This window comes from Streptomyces sp. SAS_272 (assembly GCF_052543235.1).
Genome location: NZ_JBMNDR010000008.1, coordinates 131,615 through 153,341, shown reverse-complemented (window position 1 = coordinate 153,341; position 21,727 = coordinate 131,615). Strand labels below are relative to the sequence as shown.

At 72.9% G+C, this 21,727-nt stretch carries 18 protein-coding genes; 7 read left to right on the top strand and 11 right to left on the bottom strand.

Going from position 1 to position 21,727, the window contains the following annotated elements; genetic code table 11:
* From ACN6LD_RS08500 to ACN6LD_RS08485, 4 genes are all read left to right on the top strand, one after another.
* A partial coding sequence (locus ACN6LD_RS08500) for a flavin monoamine oxidase family protein (protein ID WP_445042819.1) occupies nucleotides 1-1,336 on the top strand: 1,336 nt, incomplete at its 5' end.
* A 193-nt stretch (nucleotides 1,337-1,529) separates the two neighbouring features.
* On the top strand, nucleotides 1,530-3,755 hold the full coding sequence (locus ACN6LD_RS08495) for an acetate--CoA ligase family protein (RefSeq protein WP_319193148.1): 2,226 nt from the start codon (nucleotides 1,530-1,532) through the stop codon (nucleotides 3,753-3,755).
* A 103-nt stretch (nucleotides 3,756-3,858) separates the two neighbouring features.
* Nucleotides 3,859-4,650 (top strand): enoyl-CoA hydratase/isomerase family protein, encoded by a 792-nt coding sequence (locus ACN6LD_RS08490; protein WP_319193146.1) that lies wholly within the window; start codon nucleotides 3,859-3,861, stop codon nucleotides 4,648-4,650.
* A gap of 61 nt (nucleotides 4,651-4,711) precedes the next feature.
* Nucleotides 4,712-5,305, top strand: a complete 594-nt coding sequence (locus ACN6LD_RS08485; RefSeq protein ID WP_319193144.1) for a flavin reductase family protein — start codon at nucleotides 4,712-4,714, stop codon at nucleotides 5,303-5,305.
* Nucleotides 5,306-5,332: 27 nt separating this feature from the next.
* Here ACN6LD_RS08485 and ACN6LD_RS08480 read toward each other — a convergent pair whose 3' ends face one another.
* Together ACN6LD_RS08480 and ACN6LD_RS08475 are read right to left on the bottom strand one after the other, a co-directional pair.
* On the bottom strand, nucleotides 5,333-6,907 hold the full coding sequence (locus ACN6LD_RS08480) for a multicopper oxidase family protein (protein ID WP_445042818.1): 1,575 nt from the start codon (nucleotides 6,905-6,907) through the stop codon (nucleotides 5,333-5,335).
* A 213-nt stretch (nucleotides 6,908-7,120) separates the two neighbouring features.
* Nucleotides 7,121-8,419 (bottom strand): MFS transporter, encoded by a 1,299-nt coding sequence (locus ACN6LD_RS08475; RefSeq protein WP_319194017.1) that lies wholly within the window; start codon nucleotides 8,417-8,419, stop codon nucleotides 7,121-7,123.
* A 119-nt stretch (nucleotides 8,420-8,538) separates the two neighbouring features.
* Here ACN6LD_RS08475 and ACN6LD_RS08470 point away from each other — a divergent pair, with 119 nt between their 5' ends.
* Nucleotides 8,539-9,555 carry a GlxA family transcriptional regulator gene (locus ACN6LD_RS08470; RefSeq protein WP_319194014.1) on the top strand — a complete coding sequence of 339 codons (1,017 nt, stop codon included), beginning with the start codon at nucleotides 8,539-8,541 and terminating at the stop codon, nucleotides 9,553-9,555.
* An 88-nt stretch (nucleotides 9,556-9,643) separates the two neighbouring features.
* On the opposite strand, the gene ACN6LD_RS08465 is transcribed toward ACN6LD_RS08470, so the two are convergent.
* The 3 genes from ACN6LD_RS08465 to ACN6LD_RS08455 form a co-directional block, all read right to left on the bottom strand.
* A complete protein-coding gene (locus tag ACN6LD_RS08465) occupies nucleotides 9,644-10,693 on the bottom strand; it encodes a Zn-dependent alcohol dehydrogenase (protein ID WP_319194012.1) in 1,050 nt (349 codons plus the stop codon).
* A 19-nt stretch (nucleotides 10,694-10,712) separates the two neighbouring features.
* Nucleotides 10,713-11,861 carry an acyl-CoA dehydrogenase family protein gene (locus ACN6LD_RS08460; protein WP_319194010.1) on the bottom strand — a complete coding sequence of 383 codons (1,149 nt, stop codon included), beginning with the start codon at nucleotides 11,859-11,861 and terminating at the stop codon, nucleotides 10,713-10,715.
* A gap of 171 nt (nucleotides 11,862-12,032) precedes the next feature.
* Nucleotides 12,033-12,950, bottom strand: a complete 918-nt coding sequence (locus ACN6LD_RS08455; protein WP_319194008.1) for an SDR family oxidoreductase — start codon at nucleotides 12,948-12,950, stop codon at nucleotides 12,033-12,035.
* Nucleotides 12,951-13,052: 102 nt separating this feature from the next.
* Here ACN6LD_RS08455 and ACN6LD_RS08450 point away from each other — a divergent pair, with 102 nt between their 5' ends.
* Nucleotides 13,053-13,979, top strand: coding sequence for a cyclase family protein (locus ACN6LD_RS08450; RefSeq protein WP_445042817.1), 927 nt, complete (start codon nucleotides 13,053-13,055; stop codon nucleotides 13,977-13,979).
* A gap of 463 nt (nucleotides 13,980-14,442) precedes the next feature.
* Here ACN6LD_RS08450 and ACN6LD_RS08445 read toward each other — a convergent pair whose 3' ends face one another.
* From ACN6LD_RS08445 to ACN6LD_RS08430, 4 genes are all read right to left on the bottom strand, one after another.
* Nucleotides 14,443-14,955 (bottom strand): ATP-binding protein, encoded by a 513-nt coding sequence (locus tag ACN6LD_RS08445; protein WP_319194016.1) that lies wholly within the window; start codon nucleotides 14,953-14,955, stop codon nucleotides 14,443-14,445.
* A 551-nt stretch (nucleotides 14,956-15,506) separates the two neighbouring features.
* Nucleotides 15,507-16,388, bottom strand: a complete 882-nt coding sequence (locus tag ACN6LD_RS08440) for an acyl-CoA dehydrogenase family protein (protein ID WP_319194005.1) — start codon at nucleotides 16,386-16,388, stop codon at nucleotides 15,507-15,509.
* A 10-nt stretch (nucleotides 16,389-16,398) separates the two neighbouring features.
* Nucleotides 16,399-17,535, bottom strand: coding sequence for an acyl-CoA dehydrogenase family protein (locus ACN6LD_RS08435; RefSeq protein WP_319194004.1), 1,137 nt, complete (start codon nucleotides 17,533-17,535; stop codon nucleotides 16,399-16,401).
* A gap of 136 nt (nucleotides 17,536-17,671) precedes the next feature.
* Entirely contained in the window at nucleotides 17,672-18,868 is a 1,197-nt protein-coding gene (locus ACN6LD_RS08430; RefSeq protein ID WP_319194003.1) for an amidohydrolase family protein, read from the bottom strand.
* Nucleotides 18,869-19,045: 177 nt separating this feature from the next.
* Between ACN6LD_RS08430 and ACN6LD_RS08425 the strand changes: the two genes are divergently transcribed.
* Complete coding sequence (locus ACN6LD_RS08425; RefSeq protein ID WP_319194002.1) at nucleotides 19,046-20,563, top strand: class I adenylate-forming enzyme family protein; 1,518 nt, start codon at nucleotides 19,046-19,048, stop codon at nucleotides 20,561-20,563.
* Here ACN6LD_RS08425 and ACN6LD_RS08420 read toward each other — a convergent pair.
* Entirely contained in the window at nucleotides 20,542-21,054 is a 513-nt protein-coding gene (locus tag ACN6LD_RS08420; RefSeq protein WP_319194001.1) for an EF-hand domain-containing protein, read from the bottom strand. The two genes, ACN6LD_RS08425 and ACN6LD_RS08420, sit on opposite strands and share 22 nt — an antisense overlap.
* A gap of 178 nt (nucleotides 21,055-21,232) precedes the next feature.
* Nucleotides 21,233-21,613 carry an STAS domain-containing protein gene (locus ACN6LD_RS08415; protein WP_319194000.1) on the bottom strand — a complete coding sequence of 127 codons (381 nt, stop codon included), beginning with the start codon at nucleotides 21,611-21,613 and terminating at the stop codon, nucleotides 21,233-21,235.
* Nucleotides 21,614-21,727 lie beyond the last annotated feature (114 nt).

Below are 21,727 nucleotides of genomic sequence, written 5' to 3'. Positions count from 1 at the left end.
CCTCACCGCGGCCCGCGATCTGGTGGCCGCGGGCCGCACGGTCGTCGTCCTGGAGGCCCGCGACCGCGTGGGCGGCCGGGTGGTCAACCTGCCCCTGGCGAACGGCGGGGTGACCGAGGGCGGCGGCGAGTTCATCGGCCCGACCCAGGACCGCATCAAGGCGCTCGCCGACTCCCTGGGCGTGGCCACCTTCGCCACCTACAACACCGGCAAGAACCTCCTCTACAAGGACGGCAAGAAGACCCCGTACGCCACCGACGGCCTGCTCGGCTCGGTCCCGCCGGTCGACGCCGCCGGACTCGCCAACGCGGCGATCGTGCAGGCCTCGCTGGACGACATGGCCAAGACGGTCCCGGTCGACGCGCCCTGGACCGCGGCCAAGGCCGAGGAGTGGGACCGGCAGACCTTCGAGAGCTGGCTGCGCGCCAACGCCGTCGTGCCGTCCGCCAAGTTCCTGCTGGACGTGGCCTGCACCTCGATCTTCTCGGCCGAGCCCCGCGAACTCTCACTGCTCTTCGTGCTCTTCTACATCGCCGCCGCCGGCAACGAGTCGACCCCCGGCACCCTCGAGCGCCTCACCGAGACCGCGAACGGCGCCCAGGAGCAGCGCTTCGTGGGCGGCTCCCAGCTGGTGCCGGTCAAGCTCGCGGCGACGCTCGGCGACCGGGTGGCGCTGAACGCGCCCGTGCGCACGATCAGCCGGTCCGGCGGAAAGTACGTCGTCACGGCCGACGGCCTCACCGTCACCGCCAAGCGCGTCGTCGTCGCCGTGCCGCCGCCCCTCGCCGCGCGCATCACGTACGACCCGCTGCTGCCCGCCGGCCGCGACCAGCTCACCCAGCGCCTCCCGATGGCCTCGGTGGGCAAGGCCATCGCGATCTACGACACCCCGTTCTGGCGGGCCGACGGCCTCAACGGCCAGGTGGTCAGCGACACCGGCGTGATCAGCTCGACCTTCGACAACTCCCCGCCGGACGCCTCGTACGGCGCGCTGATGGGCTTCATCGAGGCCGACGAGGCCCGCAAGCTGGACGCGGCGAGCGAGGCCGAGGTCAAGGCGGCGGTGCTGAAGGACTACGTGACGTACTTCGGCGCGAAAGCGGCCTCCCCCACCTCCTTCGTCCTGCAACGCTGGAACAACGAGGCCTACAGCCGCGGCGGCCCCGTCTCCATCGGCGCGCCCGGCGTGCTGACCCAGTACGGTCCGGCCCTGCGGCGGCCCGTCGGCGGCATCCACTGGGCCGGCACGGAGACCTCCGTCCACTGGATGGGGTTCATGGACGGAGCGGTGCGCTCGGGCGAGCGGGTGGCCAAGGAGGTGCTGGCGGCGCTGTAGCACGGCGAGGCCACGGCACGGCGGAGACGGTCCGGTGCGGCCGTCTCCGTCCGCTCCGGTGGGCACGACTGTGCGGACGTGTGTGGACGACTGTGTGCACGACCATTCCTGACGGTCCGTCAGGTATGTAATCTGACAGAGCGTCAGTTACTTGACAGTCACCCATGGCAGTCACACAGGAGCGGGCGGACCGATGCTTGGATCAACCCACGGCACCCTCACCACCGACTCCCGCCGGGCCCGGGTCATCGCGTGCGGCGAGCAACCCGGACCCGCCGTCCACGGCCGGCCGGCCCAGGCGGACGACCTCGACGTCAGCGGCCGTCCGCTCTACGCGGACGTCCCCGACCTGGACCGGTTCTTCCGGCCCGAGTCGGTCGCGGTCGTCGGCGCCTCGGACGCCGAAGGCCGACCGAACACCGGTGTCACCCGGCAACTGGTGGACTGGGCCCAGCGGGTGGGTGCGCGGCTGCATCCCGTGCACCCCACCCGTGCCACCGTCTTCGGCATCCCCTGCTTCCCCTCCGTCGCCGAGCTGCCCGAACAGGTCGATCTGGCCGTCCTGCTGGTCGCCGACCCGGTGCCGGTGATCGAGCGGCTCGCCGAGACTAAGGTGAAGTTCGCCGTCGTCTTCGCCTCCGGCTTCGCGGAGACGGGCGAGGCGGGGGCGGCCGAGCAGGAGCGTCTGGCGGCGGCCGTCGAGCGGTCCGGCATCCGCCTTCTCGGCCCGAACACCAACCTCAACGCCTTCGAGCGGTTCCGCGACGATCTCACCGGACCGTCGATCGCGCTCATCACCCAGTCCGGACACCAGGGCCGCCCGGTGTTCGCGCTGCAGGAGCTCGGCGTGCGTCTCTCCCACTGGGCGCCGACCGGCAACGAGGCCGACCTGGAGACCGCGGACTTCCTCTCCTACTTCGCGGAGCGCCCGGAGGTCGGCGCGATCGCCTGCTATGTGGAGGGCCTGAAGGACGGCCGCTCCTTCCTCCTCGCCGCCGACCGCGCCGCCCGGCGCGGGGTGCCGGTCGTCGCGGTCAAGGTGGGCCGCACCGAGAACGGCGCCCGCACCGCCGCCACCCACACCGGGAAGCTGACCGGCGCGGACGAGGTCGTCGACGCGGCGATGCGGCAGTACGGCGTGATCCGGGTCGACGGCCTGGACGAACTCCAGGACACGGCCGCCCTGTTGGCGCGCGCCCGGCCGCCGCGGGCGTCCGGCGTGGTGATCTACTCCATCTCCGGCGGCACCGGCGCCCACGCGGCCGACCTGGCCACGGCGGCCGGCCTCGAACTGCCGGCCCTGTCGGCCGCGAAACAGGCCGAGCTGCACCAGTGGATCCCCGAGTATCTGAACGTGGCCAACCCGGTCGACAACGGCGGCCATCCGGTCGGCGACGCGCGCGGCCGGAAGATCATCGACGCGATCCTCGACGACCCCGAGGTGGGCGTCCTGATCTGTCCGATCACCGGCCCGTTCCCGCCGCTGAGCGACCGTCTCGTGCGGGATCTGGTGGACGCGGCCGAGCAGACCGACAAGCTCGTGTGCGTGGTCTGGGGATCCCCGGTGGGCACCGAACCGGCCTACCGTGACGTGCTGCTGGGGTCCTCCCGGGTGGCGACCTTCCGCACCCTCGCCAACTGCATCACGGCGGTCCGCGCCCATCTGCGGCACCACCGTTTCGTGAGCGACTACCGCTCGCCCTTCGACGAGGCCCCCCGCACTCTGTCGCCGTCCTACCGCAAGGCGCAGCTGCTGATGCGGCCCGGACAGCAGCTGAGCGAGCACGCGGCGAAGCAGCTGCTGCGCGCGTACGGCATCCGGGTCCCGCGCGAGCAGCTGGTGACCAGCGCGGCGGCGGCCGTGCGGGCCGCGGGGCTGGTCGGCTACCCGGTGGTGATGAAGGCGTCCGGCGCACAGATCGCCCACAAGACCGAGCTGGGCCTGGTGAAGATCGGCCTGACCTCGGCGAGCCAGGTCCGCGACGCCTACCGCGAGCTGACCGACATCGCCCGCTACGAGGGCGTCTCGCTGGACGGCGTCCTGGTGTGCCAGATGGTCGAGCGGGGCGTGGAGACGGTGGTCGGCGTCACCCACGACGAGCTGTTCGGGCCGACGGTGACGGTCGGGCTGGGCGGGGTGCTGGTGGAGGTCCTGCGGGACGCCGCCGTGCGGGTGCCGCCGTTCGGCGAGGACCAGGCCCGCGCGATGCTCGACGACCTGCGCGGACGGGCGCTGCTGGACGGCGTCCGCGGCCGTCCGCCGGCGGACGTGGACGCGCTGGTCGAGGTCGTGCTGCGGGTGCAGCGCATGGCCCTGGAGCTGGGCGGCGACCTCGCCGAGCTCGACATCAACCCGCTGGTGGTGCTGCCGTGCGGGCAGGGCGCGGTGGCCCTGGACGCGCTGGCGGTGTGCCGGTGAGGTCCGCCGCGCGGCCTGGGCCCAGGTCCTGTCCTGGCCGGCGCCGAGACGAGGGGCGGGGCCGCCGCCCGGCGGTCCGCCCCTGCCGAAACGGAGGACACGCATGCCCGCCCCCTCGATCCTGAGCACCACGGACGACCACGTCACCCGTCTCACCCTCGACCGCCCCGAGGCGCTCAACGCCCTCACCCCGGACCAGCGCGACCGTCTGATCACGCTGCTCGCGCAAGCGTCCGCCGACCCGGAGGTGCGGGCGGTGGTCCTCACCGGCACGGGCCGGGGGTTCTGCGCGGGGGCCGACCTGCGCGGCGGGACGGCGGCGGGCGAGCGGATCGCCGGGGACGTGGCCCGCACCCTCCGGGTGGGCGCCCAGCGCCTGATCGCCGCGGTCCTCGACTGCGAGAAGCCGGTCGTCGCGGCCGTGAACGGCACGGCGGCCGGTCTGGGCGCGCACCTCGCGTTCGCCTGCGATCTGGTGCTGGCCGCCGAGTCTGCCCGGTTCATCGAGGTGTTCGTCCGCCGCGGCCTGGTACCCGACGGCGGCGGCGCCTATCTGCTCCCCCGTCTGGTGGGCCCGCAGCGGGCCAAGGAACTGATGTTCTTCGGCGACGCGCTCAGCGCTGCCGACGCGGAACGCCTCGGCCTGGTCAACCGGGTCGTCCCGGACGGCGAACTGGACAAGACGGCCCGCGAGTGGGCGGCCCGGCTGGCCGCCGGCCCGACCCGCGCCCTGGCCCTGACCAAACAGCTCGTCAACGCCTCCCTCGACGCCGACCGCGCGACCGCCTTCGCCGCCGAGGCCGCCGCCCAGGAGATCAACATGACGACGGCGGACGCGCAGGAAGGCGTGAAGAGCTTCACCGAACGCCGTGCGGCGGCCTTCCGGGGCCGCTGACCGCCCGGGCGTCCGCACACCCCTTCCTATCTGACGAACTGTCAGCTTCAATGGGGAGGTGATGGGACATGCGGGAATGGCGGCCGCGGCCGTGCGGTATCTGCGGGCGGAGGGCCGGCCGGTCGAACCGCTGCCGCGGCCCGAGCTGCGCTGTGTCCGGGAGGACGAACGGGCGCCGGTGGACGCGGGCGAGTTCCGCCGCGTCCTCGGGAGCTTCGCCTCGGGCGTGACGGTCGTGACGGCGCCCGCCGCCGACGGGGACGGCGCGCCCGCCGGCTTCGCCTGCCAGTCGTTCTCCTCGCTCTCCCTCGACCCGCCCCTGGTCGCCTTCATGGTCGGCCGTACGTCCGCCACCTGGCCGAGGATCGCCCGCGCGGGCGTCTTCTGCGTCAACGTCCTCGGCGCGGGCCAGCAGGCGCTGTGCCGCGCCTTCGCGGCGAGCGGCACGGACAAGTTCGCCGGCGTCGACCACGATCCGGCGCCGGTCTCGGGCGCTCCCCGCCTCGCCGGCGCCCTCGCGTGGATCGACTGCACGATCCACGCGGTCCACACGGGCGGCGACCATCTCATCGTCGTCGGGCGGGTGAACGCCCTGGGGACCGACAGCGGCGCGGACGAGCCGCCGCTGCTGTTCCACCGGGGCCGGTTCCGCTGACCCTCGGCGGGCGGGCGGGCGGGCCGCTCAGCGCACGTAGTCGACGATCTGCATCATGCCCTCGTCGCCGTGCTGGAGCTGGTGGCAGTGCAGCATCGACCGTCCGGTGAAGTCCTCGGCGCGCAGCCGGAAGGTGATCGAACCGTTCGGCGGGACGGCGACGGTGTCGTGCCAGACCGGTGTGGCCAGCTTCCGGTTGTCGACGGCGGTGAGCAGGAAGTGGTTGGTGTGCAGGTGGAAGGGGTGATGGCTGTGGGCGTGGGAGTGCGAGTCGTTGACGATCGTCCACTCCTCGACCTCGCCCAGCCGGACGCGCTGGTTGACGTAGTCGGCGGAGAGACGGCCCCAGGCGGGATCCTCACGGCCGGCCCGGGGGTCGGCGGGCGGCGTCTCCCCGTCGCCCAGGATCCGGTAGGCGTTCGGGAAGGCGCCTGAGAAGACGTTCTCGTAGCTGCGGAAGGTCAGCGTCCGGGTGCGGGTCGGCTCGGGCAGTTCGGTGGGCCGGCCGGGCAGGGCGGCCGGCAGCGCCATCGTGCGCGGGGCGCCGGTGACGACGAGCGTCAGCAGGTGCTGGGAGGGCCCCCCGCCGGTCACCTTGTAGGTGCCGGGCCTGCCGCCGCGGACCAGCAGGTCCACCCGTCCTCCCATGGGAAGGGTCACGCCGGTGGTGGCGACGGGTTCCACGAAGGTGACGCCGTCACAGGCGATCTGGTGCACCTCCTGGCCGCCCAGGCTGAGGAAGTGAGCGGTGAGGGCTCCGGCGTTGACGACACGCCAGCGCTGGATCTCCCCCGGGGCGATGGTCAGAACGGGGTTCTTCACCCCGTTGACCAGGAATGTCGAGGGGATGTCGTCCCAGACGCCGTGCGAGGTCAGATCCGGCACCCGTCCGCCGGACACCTTGAGCTCGCTGACGCAGACGACGACCTCCTTGGCCGCGGTGATCTCGGGGACTTCGTCGACGTCCCCCTCGACGACGAGCACGCCCGCCATCCCGCTCAGCAGCTGGCTCGAGGTGGATCCGTGAAGGTGGGGGTGGTACCAGAAGGTGCCGGCCGGATGATCCGCCGGGACGTCGACGACGCTGCGATGGGCGGTCGTGGTCCCCGGAGCGTCTGCGGGTTCGAAGGCACGGAAGACGTTGTCCGCCTCGCCCGAGGGGTCCACGTGCATGCCGTGGGTGTGCAGGTTGAAGGTGTTGAAGTGATGCGGGACGTTCATGTCCTCGTGCCCTGCCCGCCTCGCATCGGCGTTCGGCGGCAGCGCGTTGACCTGCGTGATCTCCAGGGTCTCCCCGGGCCGCACCCGCAGCGTCGGCCCCGGGACCGACCCCTCGTAGGTGCGGGTGAGCACACTGCCCACGCCGGGGACCGCCAGCTCGGTGAACGCGACGGTCAGCCGGGTGGCGAGCCGTCCCGTGTCCGGGTCCGCCCGGCGCGTCTCCGGCTGCGGGAACCCGGCGTCGGGGGGGGGGCGCACGGCCGCCCCGCGCGGGGCGGCCCCGCGCGCGGCCGCCGTCCCGGTCACCGCCGCTGCGGTCACGGCCGCGCCGGCCACGACCGGCAGGCACTTCAGCACGTCACGACGGGCCAACGACGTCATCAATCGCCTCCACGGACAGCGGACGGCGGGACGACGCTCAGCATCCCCGACCACCCGTCACTGAATGTAGCCATACAGTACGCGGAGTAGCCGCCCGGGAGCGGTTGCGCAGCGCGGACGCCCCGCCGACTCCGGGCTCCGGGCTCCGGGCTCCGGGCGGGAGCCGCCGCCCGCCCGCCCGGGGGACGCCCGCCTGAGGGGACGCCCGCATGCTCAGGGCGTCGCGGGCGCGAGGGCCGCCGTGGCCGGCCGGCGACGGATCACGAGGGCCATCAGCGCCGCCGCCGCGCACAGCGCGCCCGATCCGTACCAGACGACGTCGTACGAGCCGAAGGCGTCCCGCGCCAGGCCGCCCAGGAAGGCGACCAGGGCCGCGCCCAGCTGGTGGGAGGCCAGCACCCAGCCGAAGACGATGGCGCTGTCCTCGCCGTACCGCTCGCGGCACAGGGCGAGGGTGGGCGGCACGGTGGCGACCCAGTCGAGCCCGTAGAAGACGATGAAGAAGACCATCGGCGGGTGCACGGACGGAGCCAGCAGCACCGGCAGGAACAGCAGCGACATGCCGCGCAGCGCGTAGTACACCGCCAGCAGCCGGCGCGGCTCGAACCGGTCCGTGAACCAGCCGGAGGCGACCGTGCCGACCACGTCGAAGACGCCGATCACGGCCAGCAGCGAGGCGGCCGCCGTCACCGGCATGCCGTGGTCGTGCGCCGCGGGCACGAAGTGGGTCTGCACCAGGCCGTTCGTCGAGGCGCCGCAGATCGCGAAGGTGCCGGCCAGCAGCCAGAACGGGCCGGTGCGCACGGCCGAGGACAGGACCCGCAGGGTGCGCCGGGCCGCACCCCGCACCGGCGGCGGCTTCGGAGTGAACTCCCGTGCGCCGTACGGCTTGCGACCCACGTCCGCCGGATGGTCGCGCAGCAGCAGCCACACGAAGGGGACGACGGTGAGCGCGGCCAGCGCGACGGTGACGGCCGCCGGGCGCCACCCGTACCGCAGGACCGTCCAGGACAGCGCCGGCAGGAAGATCAGCTGGCCGGAGGCGGAGGCTGCGGTCAGGATGCCGGTGACCAGTCCCCGGCGCTCGGTGAACCAGCGGTTGGTCACCGTCGCGGCGAAGGCCAGCGCCATCGAGCCCGAGCCGAGGCCGACCAGCAGGCCCCAGTACAGCAGCAGTTGCCAGGCCGCCGTCATCCACACCGTCAGCAGCGAGCCGGCCGCGATCACGGTCAGCGCCACGGCGACCACCCGGCGGATGCCGAACCGGTCCATCAGGGCGGCCGCGAACGGGGCGGTGAGGCCGTACAGCGCCAGGTTGACCGAGACCGCCGCGCCGATCGTGCCGCGCGACCATCCGAACTCCGCATGCAGCGGGTCGATGAGCAGACCGGGCAGCGAGCGGAAGGCCGCCGCGCCGATGATCGTGACGAAGGTGACGGCGGCGACGAACCAGGCGCGGTGGATCCGGATCCGGCGACGGCCGGACACGCGGCCGTGGACGCGGTCGGACACGGGCTTCTGTTCCCCGGCGGATTCCCGGGTCTCGCTCGTCTGATGCACGTCACCGAGCTTCGGGCATCCGGGCGGGACGGACGATTGGCCTGAAGGACAGCATTCACTAGGATCGGGCCATGGGTCTTGTCGAGTACGCCCCCCGTCCCCATCGCGTCGTCGTGCTCGCCCTGGACGGCCTGCTCCCCTTCGAGCTGGGCATCCCGCACCGCATCTTCGGCCGCCCCAAGGACGCCCGTGGACGGCTTCTGTACGAGGTCGTCACCTGCTCGGTGCGCCCGCCGGGCCCCGTCGAGACGGACGCCGACTTCGCGATCATGGTCGAGCACGGTCCCGAGGCGCTGGCCACCGCCGACACCGTGATCGTTCCGGCCAGCTACGAGCTCGGTCCGGTCTTCGAGGAGGGCGTGCTGACCGACGAACTCGCCGCCGCCCTCGACCGCGTCAGGCCCGGCACCCGGCTCGCCTCCATCTGCACCGGCGTGTACGTGCTGGCCGCGGCCGGCTTCCTCGACGGCCGTCCCGCGACCACGCACTGGGCCGACGCCGAACACCTCCAGCGGCTCTTCCCGCAGATCAAGGTCGATCCGGACGTGCTGTTCGTCGACGACGGCGACGTGCTCACCTCGGCCGGCGTCGCCGCCGGCATCGACCTGTGCCTGCACATGGTCCGCCGCGACCACGGCACCGCCGTCGCCAACGACGTGGCCCGCCGCACGGTCGTGCCCCCGCACCGCGACGGCGGTCAGGCCCAGTACATCGCACGACCGGTGCCCGACCCGCAGCAGGCGACGACGACCGGCGCCCGCGCGTGGGCGCTCGGCCGCCTGCACGAGCCGATCCAGCTGCGCGACATGGCCGAGCGGGAGGCCATGTCGGTGCGGACCTTCACCCGCCGCTTCCGCGAGGAGGTCGGCATCAGCCCCGGCCAGTGGCTCGCCCGGCAACGGGTCGAACGAGCCCGGCACCTGCTGGAGTCCAGCGGCCTGTCCGTCGACCGGATCGCCCGGGACGCCGGTTTCGGCACCGCCCAGTCGATGCGCCAGCACCTGCAGGCCGCACTCGGAGTCACCCCGACCGCCTACCGCCGCACCTTCCGCGCAGCCGACGGCACCCGAACCGACACCGTGCAGTGAACTCCGCCCCGCACTCCGACGCCCCCGGCTTTTTCCGCAGCCTGTGGACAACTCGCGGCCCGGCCCCGGTCGCGCGTCGGGGCGTGTCCTAGAACGTCAGCACTCCCCGCGCCACCCGTCCCGCCTCGGCGTCCGCCGCGGCCTTCTCGAAGTCCTCGACCGGATAGGTCTGGGTGACGAGTTCGTCGAGCAGCAGCCGCCCCTCGCGGTACAGCTCCGCGTACAGGGCGACGTCCCGCTGGGGGCGCGAGGCGCCGTAGCGACAGCCCAGGATCGACTTGTCCAGGAACAGCGAGGAGACGCGGAACGACGCCTCGGCCGTCGCCGGCGGCACCCCGAGCAGCACCGCCTGCCCGTGCCGGTCGAGCAGGTCGACGGCCGTTCGGATCAGCTCGACCCGCCCCACGCATTCGAAGACGTGGTCCGCGCCCGTCGGCAGCACGTCCCGCACGCCGTCCGCCGACGTCAGGAAGTGCGTGGCCCCGAACCGCCGGGCCGCCGCCTCCTTCGCCGGGTTCGCGTCGACGGCGACGATCCGCAGCGCGCCCGCGATGCGCGCGCCCTGCAACACGTTGAGCCCGATCCCGCCCGTGCCGATGACGACGACGCTCTCGCCGTGGCCCACGCGCGCGCGGTTCAGCACGGCCCCGACGCCGGTCAGCACCCCGCACCCGATCAGCGCGGCGGACGTCAGCGGGACGTCCTTCGGGATCGGCACCGCCTGCACGGCCTTGACCACCGTCCGCTCGGCGAAGGCGGAGTTGGCCGCGAACTGGAAGAGGGGCCGCCCCGCGCGCGTGAACGGTCTCCCGGGCCGCCCGATGGCCTGCCGGCACATGGTGGGGCGGCCCCGGTCGCACTCCGCGCAGGCGCCGCAGTTGGCGAGCGTGGACAGCGCGACATGGTCGCCGGGCACGACATGCGTGACCCCGGGGCCGACCGCCGCCACGACCCCCGCGCCCTCGTGCCCGAGGACGACCGGCACGGGGAAGGGGATCGTCCCGTCGACGACCGACAGGTCGCTGTGACACAGCCCGGCCGCCGAGACGGCGACCAGCACCTCGCCCGCTCCCGGGTCCCGCACCTCCAGGTCGTCGACGACCTCGACCCGCTCACCGTCGAACACCACGCCTCGCATCACGCTGCTCCCCTCTGCCTCATCCCTTGGGCTGCCTGGGCAGGCCGAGCACGCGCTCGGCGATGATCGTGCGCTGAATCTGGTCCGAGCCGCCGTAGATCGTGTCGGCCCGGGAGAACAGGAACAGGTGCTGGGCGTCGTCGAGTTCGTACGGCGCGGCGGGCGTCCAGTCGGCCGGCCCGGCGCTGGCGGCCGCGCCCCGCACCTGTACGGCGACCTCTCCCAGCCGCTGGTGCCAGCCCGCCCACAGCAGCTTGGCCACGCTCGGCGCGCCCGGCCCGCCCGAGCCGCCCAGCGTCCGCAGCGCGTTCCAGCGCATGGTCCGCAGCTCCGCCCACAGCCGCACCAGGCGCTCGCGCACGACGGGATCGCCGGCCGCGCCCGTCTCCACGGCGGCGCGCACGACGCGCCCCAACTCCTGGGCGAAGCCGATCTGCTGGGCGAGGGTCGACACCCCCCGCTCGAAGCCGAGCAGGCTCATGGCGACCCGCCAGCCGTCTCCCGGCGCGCCGACGACGTGGTCCACGCGCGCGTGCGCCCCGTCGAAGAAGACCTCGTTGAAGTCGCTGGTGCCGGTCAGCTGCCGGATCGGCCGTACCTCGATCCGGCCCGGCTGGTCCATGGGCACGAGGAGGAACGTCAGGCCGTGGTGCCGCCGCGCGTGCGGGTCGGTGCGCGCGAGGACGAAGCACCAGTCGGCCTCGTGGGCGAGGGAGGTCCAGATCTTCTGGCCGGTGACCCGGTACGACCGTCCGTCGGGGGCGAGTTCGGCACGCGTGCGGACGCCGGCGAGGTCGGAGCCGGCGCCGGGCTCGCTGTATCCCTGGCACCACAGCTCCTCGCCTGCGGCGACCGGCGGCAGGAAGCGCGCCTTCTGCTCGTCCGTGCCGTGCGCGAGGAGAGTGGGCGCGAGCAGGTTCTCCCCGATGTGCCCGGATCGCGGCGGCGCGCCCGACCGGGCGTACTCCTCGGCCCAGGCGACCTGCTGGGTGAGGCTCCCGGTCCGGTTGCCGTACCCGCTCTCCGGCCAGCCGAGCCCGATCCACCCGGCCGCCCCGAGAGCCCTCTCCCAGGACCGCCGGCCGGCGGCCTGCGGCGCGTGTGCGGCCAGCCATTCCCGTGCTTCGACGCGGAAAGAGTCGTCCGCCGAGGTGAAACCGAAATCCACGCTGACCTCCTCGAGAAGGGGCGACCGCACGTACCTCAGGGGCGCGGGCCGTATCGACTTGGCGGGCCCGCCGCGTGAGCGCGGCCAGCCCCGAGGCACCCGCATCCGCATCCGCTTCCGCACCCACATCGCATCCGCATCCGCATCCGTCGACCCACGCGCATCCCCGCGCTACCGGGCGTTGGGCCGGCTCCCCTCCCGCGCGGCGCGCGCCATCTCCTCGAGCCGCGCCAGCATCGGCATCGGATCGACCCCCACCGACGCCGGCAGGGACTCCGCGATCCGTTCCGGCGTCCAGGAACCCCCCTCCGCGTAGACCGAACGGAGTTCCCTCGGCTGCGCCCACACCGCGATCTTCGGCCCGGCGACGGTGTACACCTGTCCGGTGATCCCGGCCTCGCGTGCCCGGTCCGACAGCAGGTAGACCACGAACGCGGCCACGTCCTCCGGTTCGCCGATCTCCGACAGCTCCGTCGGCACCCCGGCCGACATGCGCGTACGCGCCACGGGGGCCACCGCGTTGGCGGTCACCCCGTACTTGTGCAGGCCGAGCGCGGCGCTGCGCACCAGCGAGATGATCCCGCCCTTGGCCGCGCTGTAGTTGGCCTGCGACACGGACCCCTGGTGGTTGCCGCTGGTGAAGCCGATCAGCGTGCCGCCGCGCTGTTCGCGCATCACCGCCGAGGCGGCGCGGAACACGGTGAAGGTGCCTTTCAGATGGGTGGCGACGACCGGGTCCCACTCCTCCTCGGACATGTTGAACAGCATCCGCTCGCGGAGGATGCCGGCCACGCACACGACCCCGTCGAGCCGCCCGTACGACTCCACCGCGACGTCGACCAGCCGTCGGCCGCCGGCCATCGTGGAGATGTCGTCGGCCACGGCGACGGCCTCCCCGCCGGCCGCCTCGATCTCCTTGACGACGGCCTCGGCGACCTCGCTCGTGGGCGCGGCCCCGTCCACCGCCACGCCGTAGTCGTTGACGACGACCCGCGCGCCCTCCGCGGCGGCGGCGAGCGCCACCGCCCGCCCGATGCCTCGTCCCGCACCCGTGACGGCGATGGTCCTGCCGGCCAGGAAGTTCCCCATGCCCAGCCCCCTCCCGCAGTTTCTGACGGTCCGTTAGATTCTAGACGCGAGGACCAGATTGACCTGTCGGACAGTCGGGGACAAGCCCCGGGGAGGCACGGAATGACACTGCCGGCCGAGTTCCACGACATCGCGAAGCGCGTCAACAACTGGGGGCGCTGGGGGGCGGGCGACGAGATCGGCACGCTGAACCTCGTCACCGACGACGTCGTCCGCGCGGCGGCGGCCGAGATCCGCTCCGGGCGTCGCGTCCCGCTCGCCCTCCCCCTGAGGGAGGACGGGGTGCAGACCGGCCTGATCCCGGGGCGGATCAACCCGCTGCACACCATGGTGCAGATCAACCAGGAGATCTTCGGTCCGGGGACGGTGGCGTGCAGCGACGACGCCGTGACGATGGGCCTGCAGGCGGGCACGCACTGGGACGCGCTGACCCATGTGTCGCACTCGGGGAAGCTCTACAACGGCCGTCCGGCGGCGAGTGTCACCGCGCACGGCGGAGCCGAGTTCAGCGGCATCGACAAGGCGCGGCACGTCGTCTCGCGCGGGGTGCTGCTCGACGTGGCACGCGCGCGTGGCGTCGACCGGCTGGCGGGCGGACAGTCGGTGACGCCGGAGGACCTGGAAGCCGCCGAGGAGCTCGCCGGCACGCGCGTGCGCGCCGGCGACATCGTGCTGGTGCGGACCGGGCAGGTCCAGGTCTATCTGGCGGGCGACAGGCAGGGGTACGGGTTCCCGTCGCCGGGGCTGTCGGTGCGCACGCCGGAGTGGTTCCACGCGCGCGACGTGGCGGCCGTCGCCAACGACACCCTCACGTTCGAGGTCTTCCCGCCGGAGATCGACGACCTGTGGCTGCCCGTGCACGCGCTCGACCTGGTCGAGATGGGGATGCTGCAGGGCCAGAACTGGAATCTCGAAGAGTTGTCCACAGCCTGTGGAGAAGCGGGCCGCTACGCGTTCCTGCTGTCGGCGATGCCCGAGCCGTTCGTCGGCGGGACGGGGACGCCGGTGGCCCCGGTGGCGGTTCTCTGAGGAGCGGAGGACGAGGAGGCGCGTCGAGGACCGGAGGACGAGGAAGCGCGTCGGTCGACGGCGCGCGGCTGCCCGCCCCGAGCACGGCACCGCGCACCGCCATCCGACTTCGGCGTGTCTCCCCGCCCGCGACTGCGCCCGGGCGGAGGACCCCCGTCGACTCCCCTCGCCCCCCGAGGGAACCGACGCCGAATCACGATCCGCGCCCGGCAAGGACCTCCGTCACCGAGGCCCTCGCCGTCCCCTCGCGGCGAATCGCTGACCACAAGCGTGATCAAACGGACAACGGACGTCAACACCCTGAAGGCGATTTATTGCTTATGCCCCATTCATGATGGGCGCGCACGGAAGCACGACGGGCGCACCGATCCAGGACCGGCCCGGACCGACAGCGCTTTCTGCGCCCTCGCCCCACCACTGCCGGGGCATCCGCACCCGTGCGCCGTGCGCCGCCGTCGGTCCGTCAGACCGCTTCGTAGGCCCGCCCGCCGTACGCCGGCCGGGGCTCCTTGCGGACGCCTCCCGCGCGGTCGGCCGCGCCCATGCATTCGGCCGCGCCGCCACGGTCCACCGCCACCTCGACCGGGGCCGCACAGCGGTCCAGCTCGCACCAGATGCGCTTGCCGGCGCCCTCCACACTCCACCCCCAGCGGTCCGCGAGGCCGTCGACGAGTGCCAGGCCGCGCCCACCGGTCGCCTCGTCGCCGGCGCAGCGGGGCACCGGGGCCCGGTCGCTGGAGTCGGCCACCTCCAGCCGGACGATGGAGGGCTCGGCCGCCCCGCCCGGCAGGGAGAGCCGCAGCACGGCCGGACAGCCGGTGTGCACCACGGCGTTGGTGACCAGCTCGGAGACGAGCAGGATCAACGTCTCGGCGAGCGGCTCCTCGTCCCCTATCCCGGACCCGACGAGGCGCGAACGGGCCCACCTCCTGGCGCGCCCCACCTCAGCGGGGTCGGGCCGGATCTCCAGCTGCACTTGAAGCACCTGCACCGCTCACACCATCCGAACCGGCGGACACATGGCCGTACGCCACGCCAGCCACGCTAGCCGCGTGTGCACCATGACGACGGGGGCCACGATCGTAGCCATTTTCTGCATGACCAGAACAACAGTCAGAGGCAGGGTGACGGAACGTGAATCCCTTACAAGACAGCTTGGTTGACGTACAGTCACCTCAACAAGCGCTTCGGGCATATTCCAGCGCGAAGGATTACCCGTGCGGCATACTGTGCGACGCTCGTTGCGGGGAGTCGAACAGGCGGGGGCCGTAAGCCCGTCCGCCCAGCGAGCGGCGGCGCGCACCGCCGGATCCGGCATCGCCCCAGGGGCACCGCCGGCATGGCTCATGCTCGGAACCGCTCGCATCCCACAGAAGGTACCGGAGCGGCCCGCCGACTCCGGGCCGTGACGGGTCACGCATCGGACACAACCCGATATCAACGCTCCGTGATTCCGGTATGCCACGATCCGCGACACCCGAGCGGCCGTCCGTCCGCCACGTCGGCCGTCCGCGCAGGCGGGGACCGCTAACGGTCCGCCTCGGCCAGCAGATCGGCCGCGAGCAACTCCTCACTCTCCGTGACTCCACCCGCACGTCGTGTGCGCACCCAGGCCCGTTTCAGCAGCAGGTGGACGTCCGCCTCCCAGGTGAACCCCATGCCGCCGTGCACCTGGAGACAGTCGCGCGCCCCGCGGACGGCGGCCTCGTCGGCCAGCAGCCGGGCCGCCGCGATGTCGGCCGGGTCGGCGGTGACGGCGGCCGCGTAGACCGCAGCGCGGGCCGTCTCGACCCGCACGAGCAGCTCCGCGCAGAGATGTTTGACCGCCTGGAAGGCCCCGATCGGCCGACCGAACTGCTCACGCGCCCGGGCGTGTTGCACGGCCAGTTCGCACGCGCGTGTGGCGGTGCCGAGCTGCTCGGCCGCGGTGAGGAGGACAGCGGCGGGATCGGCCGTCCCCCGCGCGGGGACGGCGTGCAGCGGCGTCAGCGGGTCCACCGACCGCAGCGGCACGGCCCCGTCGGCGTCCCCGCGCACGACGTCCGCCTGTGCCAGCCACTCCACCAGCCCTCCGCCGTCGGCGGCCGCCACGACCGTCTCGCCCTCGGCCGCACCCGGCACGTGCCCGGCCGCCAGGTGCGTGGCCACCAGCGGGCCCGGCAGCAGCACCCGGCCCGCCTCCTCGAAGACCAGCACCGACTCGGGCAGCCCGAGTCCGACCCCGCCGTCCTCCTCAGGCAGCCGCAGCGCGAAGAATCCGGCCTCGCCCAGCTCCCGCCACAGGGCCCGGTCCAGCACCCCCGGCCGGTCCACCGCCGCCCTCAGCGCCGCCCGGTCGAACCGGCGCGCCAGCAGTTCCCGCACTCCGCCGCGGAGCGCCCGCTGGTCCTCCGTCAGTCGAAATCGCATGACGGACCGTTCACCTCCCCTTCGGCAGACCCAGAATCCGCTCGGCCACGATGTCGCGCTGGATCTGCGACGTGCCGGCCGCGATGGTGTACGACAGCGACGAGAGCCGGTCGGCCGTCCACGGGTGGTCGACGTCGAGCGCCGCGTCGCCCAGGACCTCGGCGGCGGCGTCGTACAGCTCCTGGCGCGCCTGCGAGTACCGCAGTTTGAAGACCGACCCGCCGACGCCGGGCACCCCGCCGTGCGCGGCCTCCGCCGCGCTCACGTTCCACTGCGTCAGCCGCCACAGCGCCCGGAACTCGGCGTTGAGGGATCCCAGCCGGCGCCGCAGGACGGGGTCATCCCAGCGTCCGGTGCGCCGTGCCCGGCGGGCGAGTTCGCCCAGCACGCGCCGGCAGGCGACGACCTCTCCGACGAAGGCGGTGCCGCGCTCGAAGGACAGCGTCACCATCGTCACGCGCCAGCCGTCGTTCTCCGCCCCCACCCGGTTGCCGACCGGCACCCGCACCTCGTCGAGGAACACCTCGGCGAACTCGGCCGACCCGGCGAGGGTGCGCAGCGGGCGGACCGTGACGCCCGGCGCGTCCATGGGCATGGCCAGCCAGCTGATGCCCCGGTGCTTCGGCGCGTCCTGATCGGTGCGGACCAACAGTTCGCACCAGTCGGCGACTTCCGCGTGCGACGTCCAGATCTTGGACCCGCTCACCACGTAGGCGTCGCCGTCGCGCCACGCGCGCGTGCGCAGCGCCGCGAGGTCGGACCCGGCGTCGGGCTCGCTGAAGCCCTGGCACCACACCTCCTCGCCGCGCAGGATGGGCGGCAGCCAGCGGGCCCGCTGTTCGGGCGTCCCCTCGGCGGCGATCGTCGGACCGGCGTGCAGCAGCCCGACGAAGCCCGCGCCCACGTAGGGCGCGCCCGCCTTCTCGGTCTCCTCCAGGAAGATCAGGCGCACGCCCGGCGAGGCCTGCCAGTGCACGTCGGCGTATCCGGCGTCGTGCAGCGCCCGTTGCCAGCCGAGGTCGTAGGCGCGGCGGCCCGGCCAGTCGTCCGGCGACGGCTTCGGCGGGAGCGTGGGCAGCGCCTTGCCCAGCCACTCCCGCAGCCGGGCCCGGAACTCCGCGTCCTCGGGGCTGTCCGAGAGGTCCATGTCCTGATCCCCCTGCCTGGTCCTGCTGCGCCTGCGCGGTCCTGATCCCTGTCCGGTCCTGATCCCTGTCCGGTCCTGATCCCTGCCCGGTCCTGATCCCTGCCCGGTGCCGACGGCCGCCCGGTCCCGTCCCGGGCTACTTGTCCAGGTCCAGGTCCAGCATGCGGATCGCGTTGCCGCGCATCAGCTTGTAGACCGTCTCGTCGTCGAGGCCCTTGACGTGGTCGAGGGCGATCTCCTTGGTGTGCGGGAAGGTGGAGTCGACGTGCGGGTAGTCGGTCTCGAAGGTCGCGTTGTCGCGGCCCACCGCGTCCAGGGACGCGACGCCGTGCTTGTCGCGGAAGAAGCAGCAGAAGATCTGCCGGTAGTAGTAGGTCGACGGCGGCTCGGGGACGAGGTCGCGGACGCCGCCCCACGCGCGGTGCTCCTCCCAGACGTCGTCGGCGCGCTCCAGGGCGTACGGGATCCACCCCATCTGCCCCTCGGAATAGGCCAGCTTGAGGCGCGGGAACCGCACCAGGACGCCGCTGAACAGGTAGTCCATCATCGAGGCCATCGCGTTGTTGAACGACAGCGAGGCCTGGACGGCCGGGGGCGCGTCGGGTGAGGCGGCCGGCATCTGCGAGGACGAGCCGATGTGCATGTTGACGACCGTGCCCGTCTCCTCGCACACCGCGAAGAACGGGTCCCAGTAGCCCGAGTGGATCGACGGCAGCCCGAGGTGGCTGGGGATCTCGGAGAAGGTCACCGCGCGCACCCCGCGGGCCGCGTTGCGCCGGATCTCGGCGACCGCCAGGCCGATGTCCCACAGGGGGATCAGGCACAGCGGGATCAGCCGGCCGCCGCTGCCGCCGCACCACTCCTCGACCATCCAGTCGTTGTAGGCGCGCACGCAGGCCAGCGCGACCTCCTTGTCGTGCGCCTCGGCGAAGGTCTGCCCGCAGAAGCGCGGGAAGGACGGGAAGCACAGTGAGGCCTCGACGTGGTTGAGGTCCATGTCCGCCAGCCGGGCCTTCGGGTCCCAGCAGCCGCGCCGCATCTCCTCGCGGGTGATGCCCTCGAGGGTCATCTCGTCGCGGTCGAAGCCGACGGCGGCGATGTTGCGCTTGTACGGGAACTTCAGGTCCTCGTAGATCCACCAGTCGGTGGGCGGGCCGTCCGGGTCCATCGTGATCTGGTACTTGCCGGCGACGTAGGCGAGCTCGCCGATCCCGGCGGTGAGGGGTTGCGGTCCCCGGTCCCGGTACTTCTTCGGAAGCCAGGTCGCAAAGAGGTGCGCGGGCTCGATGACATGGTCGTCCACGCTGACGATGCGCGGCAGTTCGGTGCTCATGGCTTCCCCTCCGCCTGGCGGAACGCCGGTGGTCCGGTGGACGGCCCGACGCATTATCTGATGGGTCGTCAGATCTGTTCTCCCTGCAGGCTAGCCCGCACCCCCTGGACCGACAAGGCGACCGGGCCTACGCTCTGCCCAGATCTGACTGTCCGTCAGCTACGTCAGGGGGCCGACGTGAACGACACCGACACCGCCCACCAGCTGAGCGCCTCCCGCACCCTCTGGGAGCTGCTCGCCCGCCGCGCCGACCTCACCCCCGGCCGCCGGGTCCTCCTGCAGGGCGACCGCTCCCTGACCTTCGGCGAGCTGCGCGAGCGCGCCGAACGGACGGCGGCCGGACTCCACGACATGGGCGTACGCCCCGGCACCGTCGTCGCCTGGCAGCTGCCGACCCGCCTCGAGACGGCCGTGCTGTCGTTCGCCCTGGCCCGCCTGGGGGCCGTGCAGACCCCCGTCATCCCGTTCTACCGCGACCGCGAGGTCGGCTTCGCGCTGCGCGAGTCGAAGGCGGAGTTCTTCGCGACGCCGGGCGTCTGGCGCGGCTTCGACCACACCGAAATGGCTCGGCGGCTCGGCGCGAAGGGCGTCTTCGAGGCCTACGACGACCTGCCCGAGGGCGATCCCGCAGGGCTCCCCGCCCCGCCCGCCGAGGGTGGCTCGGTCCGCTGGATCTACTGGACCTCGGGCACCACGTCCGACCCCAAGGGCGTCCTGCACACCGACCGTTCGCTGATCGCCGGCGGCTCCTGCCTGGCCCACGCGCTGCGCCTCACAGCGGACGACGTCGGCTCCATGGCCTTCCCGTACGCCCACATCGCCGGCCCCGACTACACCGTCATGCTCCTGCTGTACGGCTTCCCTGCGGTGATGTTCGAGCACTTCGCGCTGCCGGACGCGCTGGAGGAGTACCGGCGGCACGGCGTGACGGTGGCGGGCGGATCGACGGCGTTCTACTCGATGTTCCTCGCCGAACAGCGCAAGCAGCCGGGCGTCCCCGTGATCCCCACGCTGCGGCTGCTCGCGGGCGGCGGCGCGCCCAAGCCGCCGGAGGTGTACCACGCCGTGGTGCGCGAGATGGGCGTGCAGCTCACCCACGGCTACGGGATGACCGAGGTGCCGATGATCACCATGGGCGCGCCGGACGACACGGCGGAGAACCTCGCGACGACGGAGGGACGGCCGCCGGAGGGCATGGAGATACGCGTCGCCGGGGACGGGGAGGTGCGGCTGCGCGGCGAGGCCGTGTGCCGGGGCTACCTGGATCCGGGCCAGAGCGCCGAGGCCTTCGACGCGGACGGCTTCCTGCGCACCGGCGACCTGGGGCGGCTGACCGACAGCGGGCACCTGGTGCTCACCGGGCGGCTGAAGGACGTCATCATCCGCAAGGGGGAGAACGTCTCCGCCAAGGAGATCGAGGACCTGCTGGCCGCCCACCCCGGCGTCGGGGACGTCGCCGTGATCGGCCTGCCCGACGCCGAACGCGGGGAGCGGGTGTGCGCGGTCGTCGAACAGCCGCCCGGGGCGCGGGCGCTGACCCTGGAGGCGGTCACGGCGTATCTGCGCGCGGCGGGACTCTCCGTGCACAAGCTGCCCGAGCAGCTGGAGCTGGTGGACGCCCTGCCGCGCAACGACACGCTCCGCAAGGTCCTCAAGTACAAGCTGCGCGAACGCTACTCGGGGACCGTGAAGTAACGGGCGAACGCCGGGACGATCTCCGCCTCGCCGACCTTGCCGTCGGCGTCGGCGTCCAGCACCGCGGCGGCTCCCCGGGCGACCTCCTCGGGCGCTCCGAGGGCGCGGAGCACCCGGACGGTGTCCTCCACCGTCGCCCGGCCGTCGCCGTCGGCGTCGGCCACGTCGAGGGCCGCGTGCAGGAAGGGGCGGGCGATCTCGGCGAACCGATCCGGGTTGTCGCGCAGGCGCTTGACCGCGCCGGTCACGAACTCCTCACGGGTGATGCGCTGATCGCCGTCGCGGTCGGCGATGCCGGCCATGCCCTGCCAGAACGCCTCGGCTCCCGCGTAGACGGCCTGCCCCTTGTCGGAACGGGCGGCGACGCCGAACTCGGCGAGGACCGCCTTGGCCGCCGCGGCGAAGTCCGCACGGTCGATGTAGCCGTTGCCGTCCTGGTCGAAGGTGGCGAACCGGGCGGCGATCCTGCGTTCGTACTCGCTGTTGACCATGTCTTCTCGGGCCGCCTTACGTCGTCGCGGAGGTGCTGTGGGAGTTGCGCTGGAAGACCCTGCGAAGAGTGCTTCCGGCAGGGAGCGTACGACGCGGACGGCGTCCGGGCAGCGGGAAAGGGGCTCCTGTGCCCGGACCGGGGACGATTCGGGACGAGCGTGTGGCGAAACGACGGCTTCACGCCGACAGCGGTTCCGTCCCGTCGTCCACGGCGTCCGCGAGATCGGCGTAGACGTCGAAGAGGCGGCGCACGCCGAGCGCGCCCAGCACCCGGTTCACGTGGGAGCCCTCGGCCGCGCCGCGCGCGGGCAGGATCAGCCGCAGCCGTCCCCGGCAGGAGCGGATGAGGCGGCGGGCGGCGATGAGCACGCCGACGCCGCTGGAATCGCAGAAGTACACCTCGGAGAGGTCGAGGACGAGACTGTGCCGGCCCTCGGCCACCTCGTCGTGCACCCGCTGCCGCAGCACCGGCGACGTCACCAGGTCCAGCTCGCCCGACACCTGCAGCACGGCCCATCCACCCTGCTCGCCGCTGGTCACATTGAAGGCCACCACCACGCCTTTCGCTCGCTGTTGCCGGCCGTAGCTCGCAGTAAACGGAAGCTGTCCCTTCGCTTCCTTGCAGCGCGGCTGCCCAGCGGCCGTGCCCCGAAACTCCGAAGCAAAAACAGA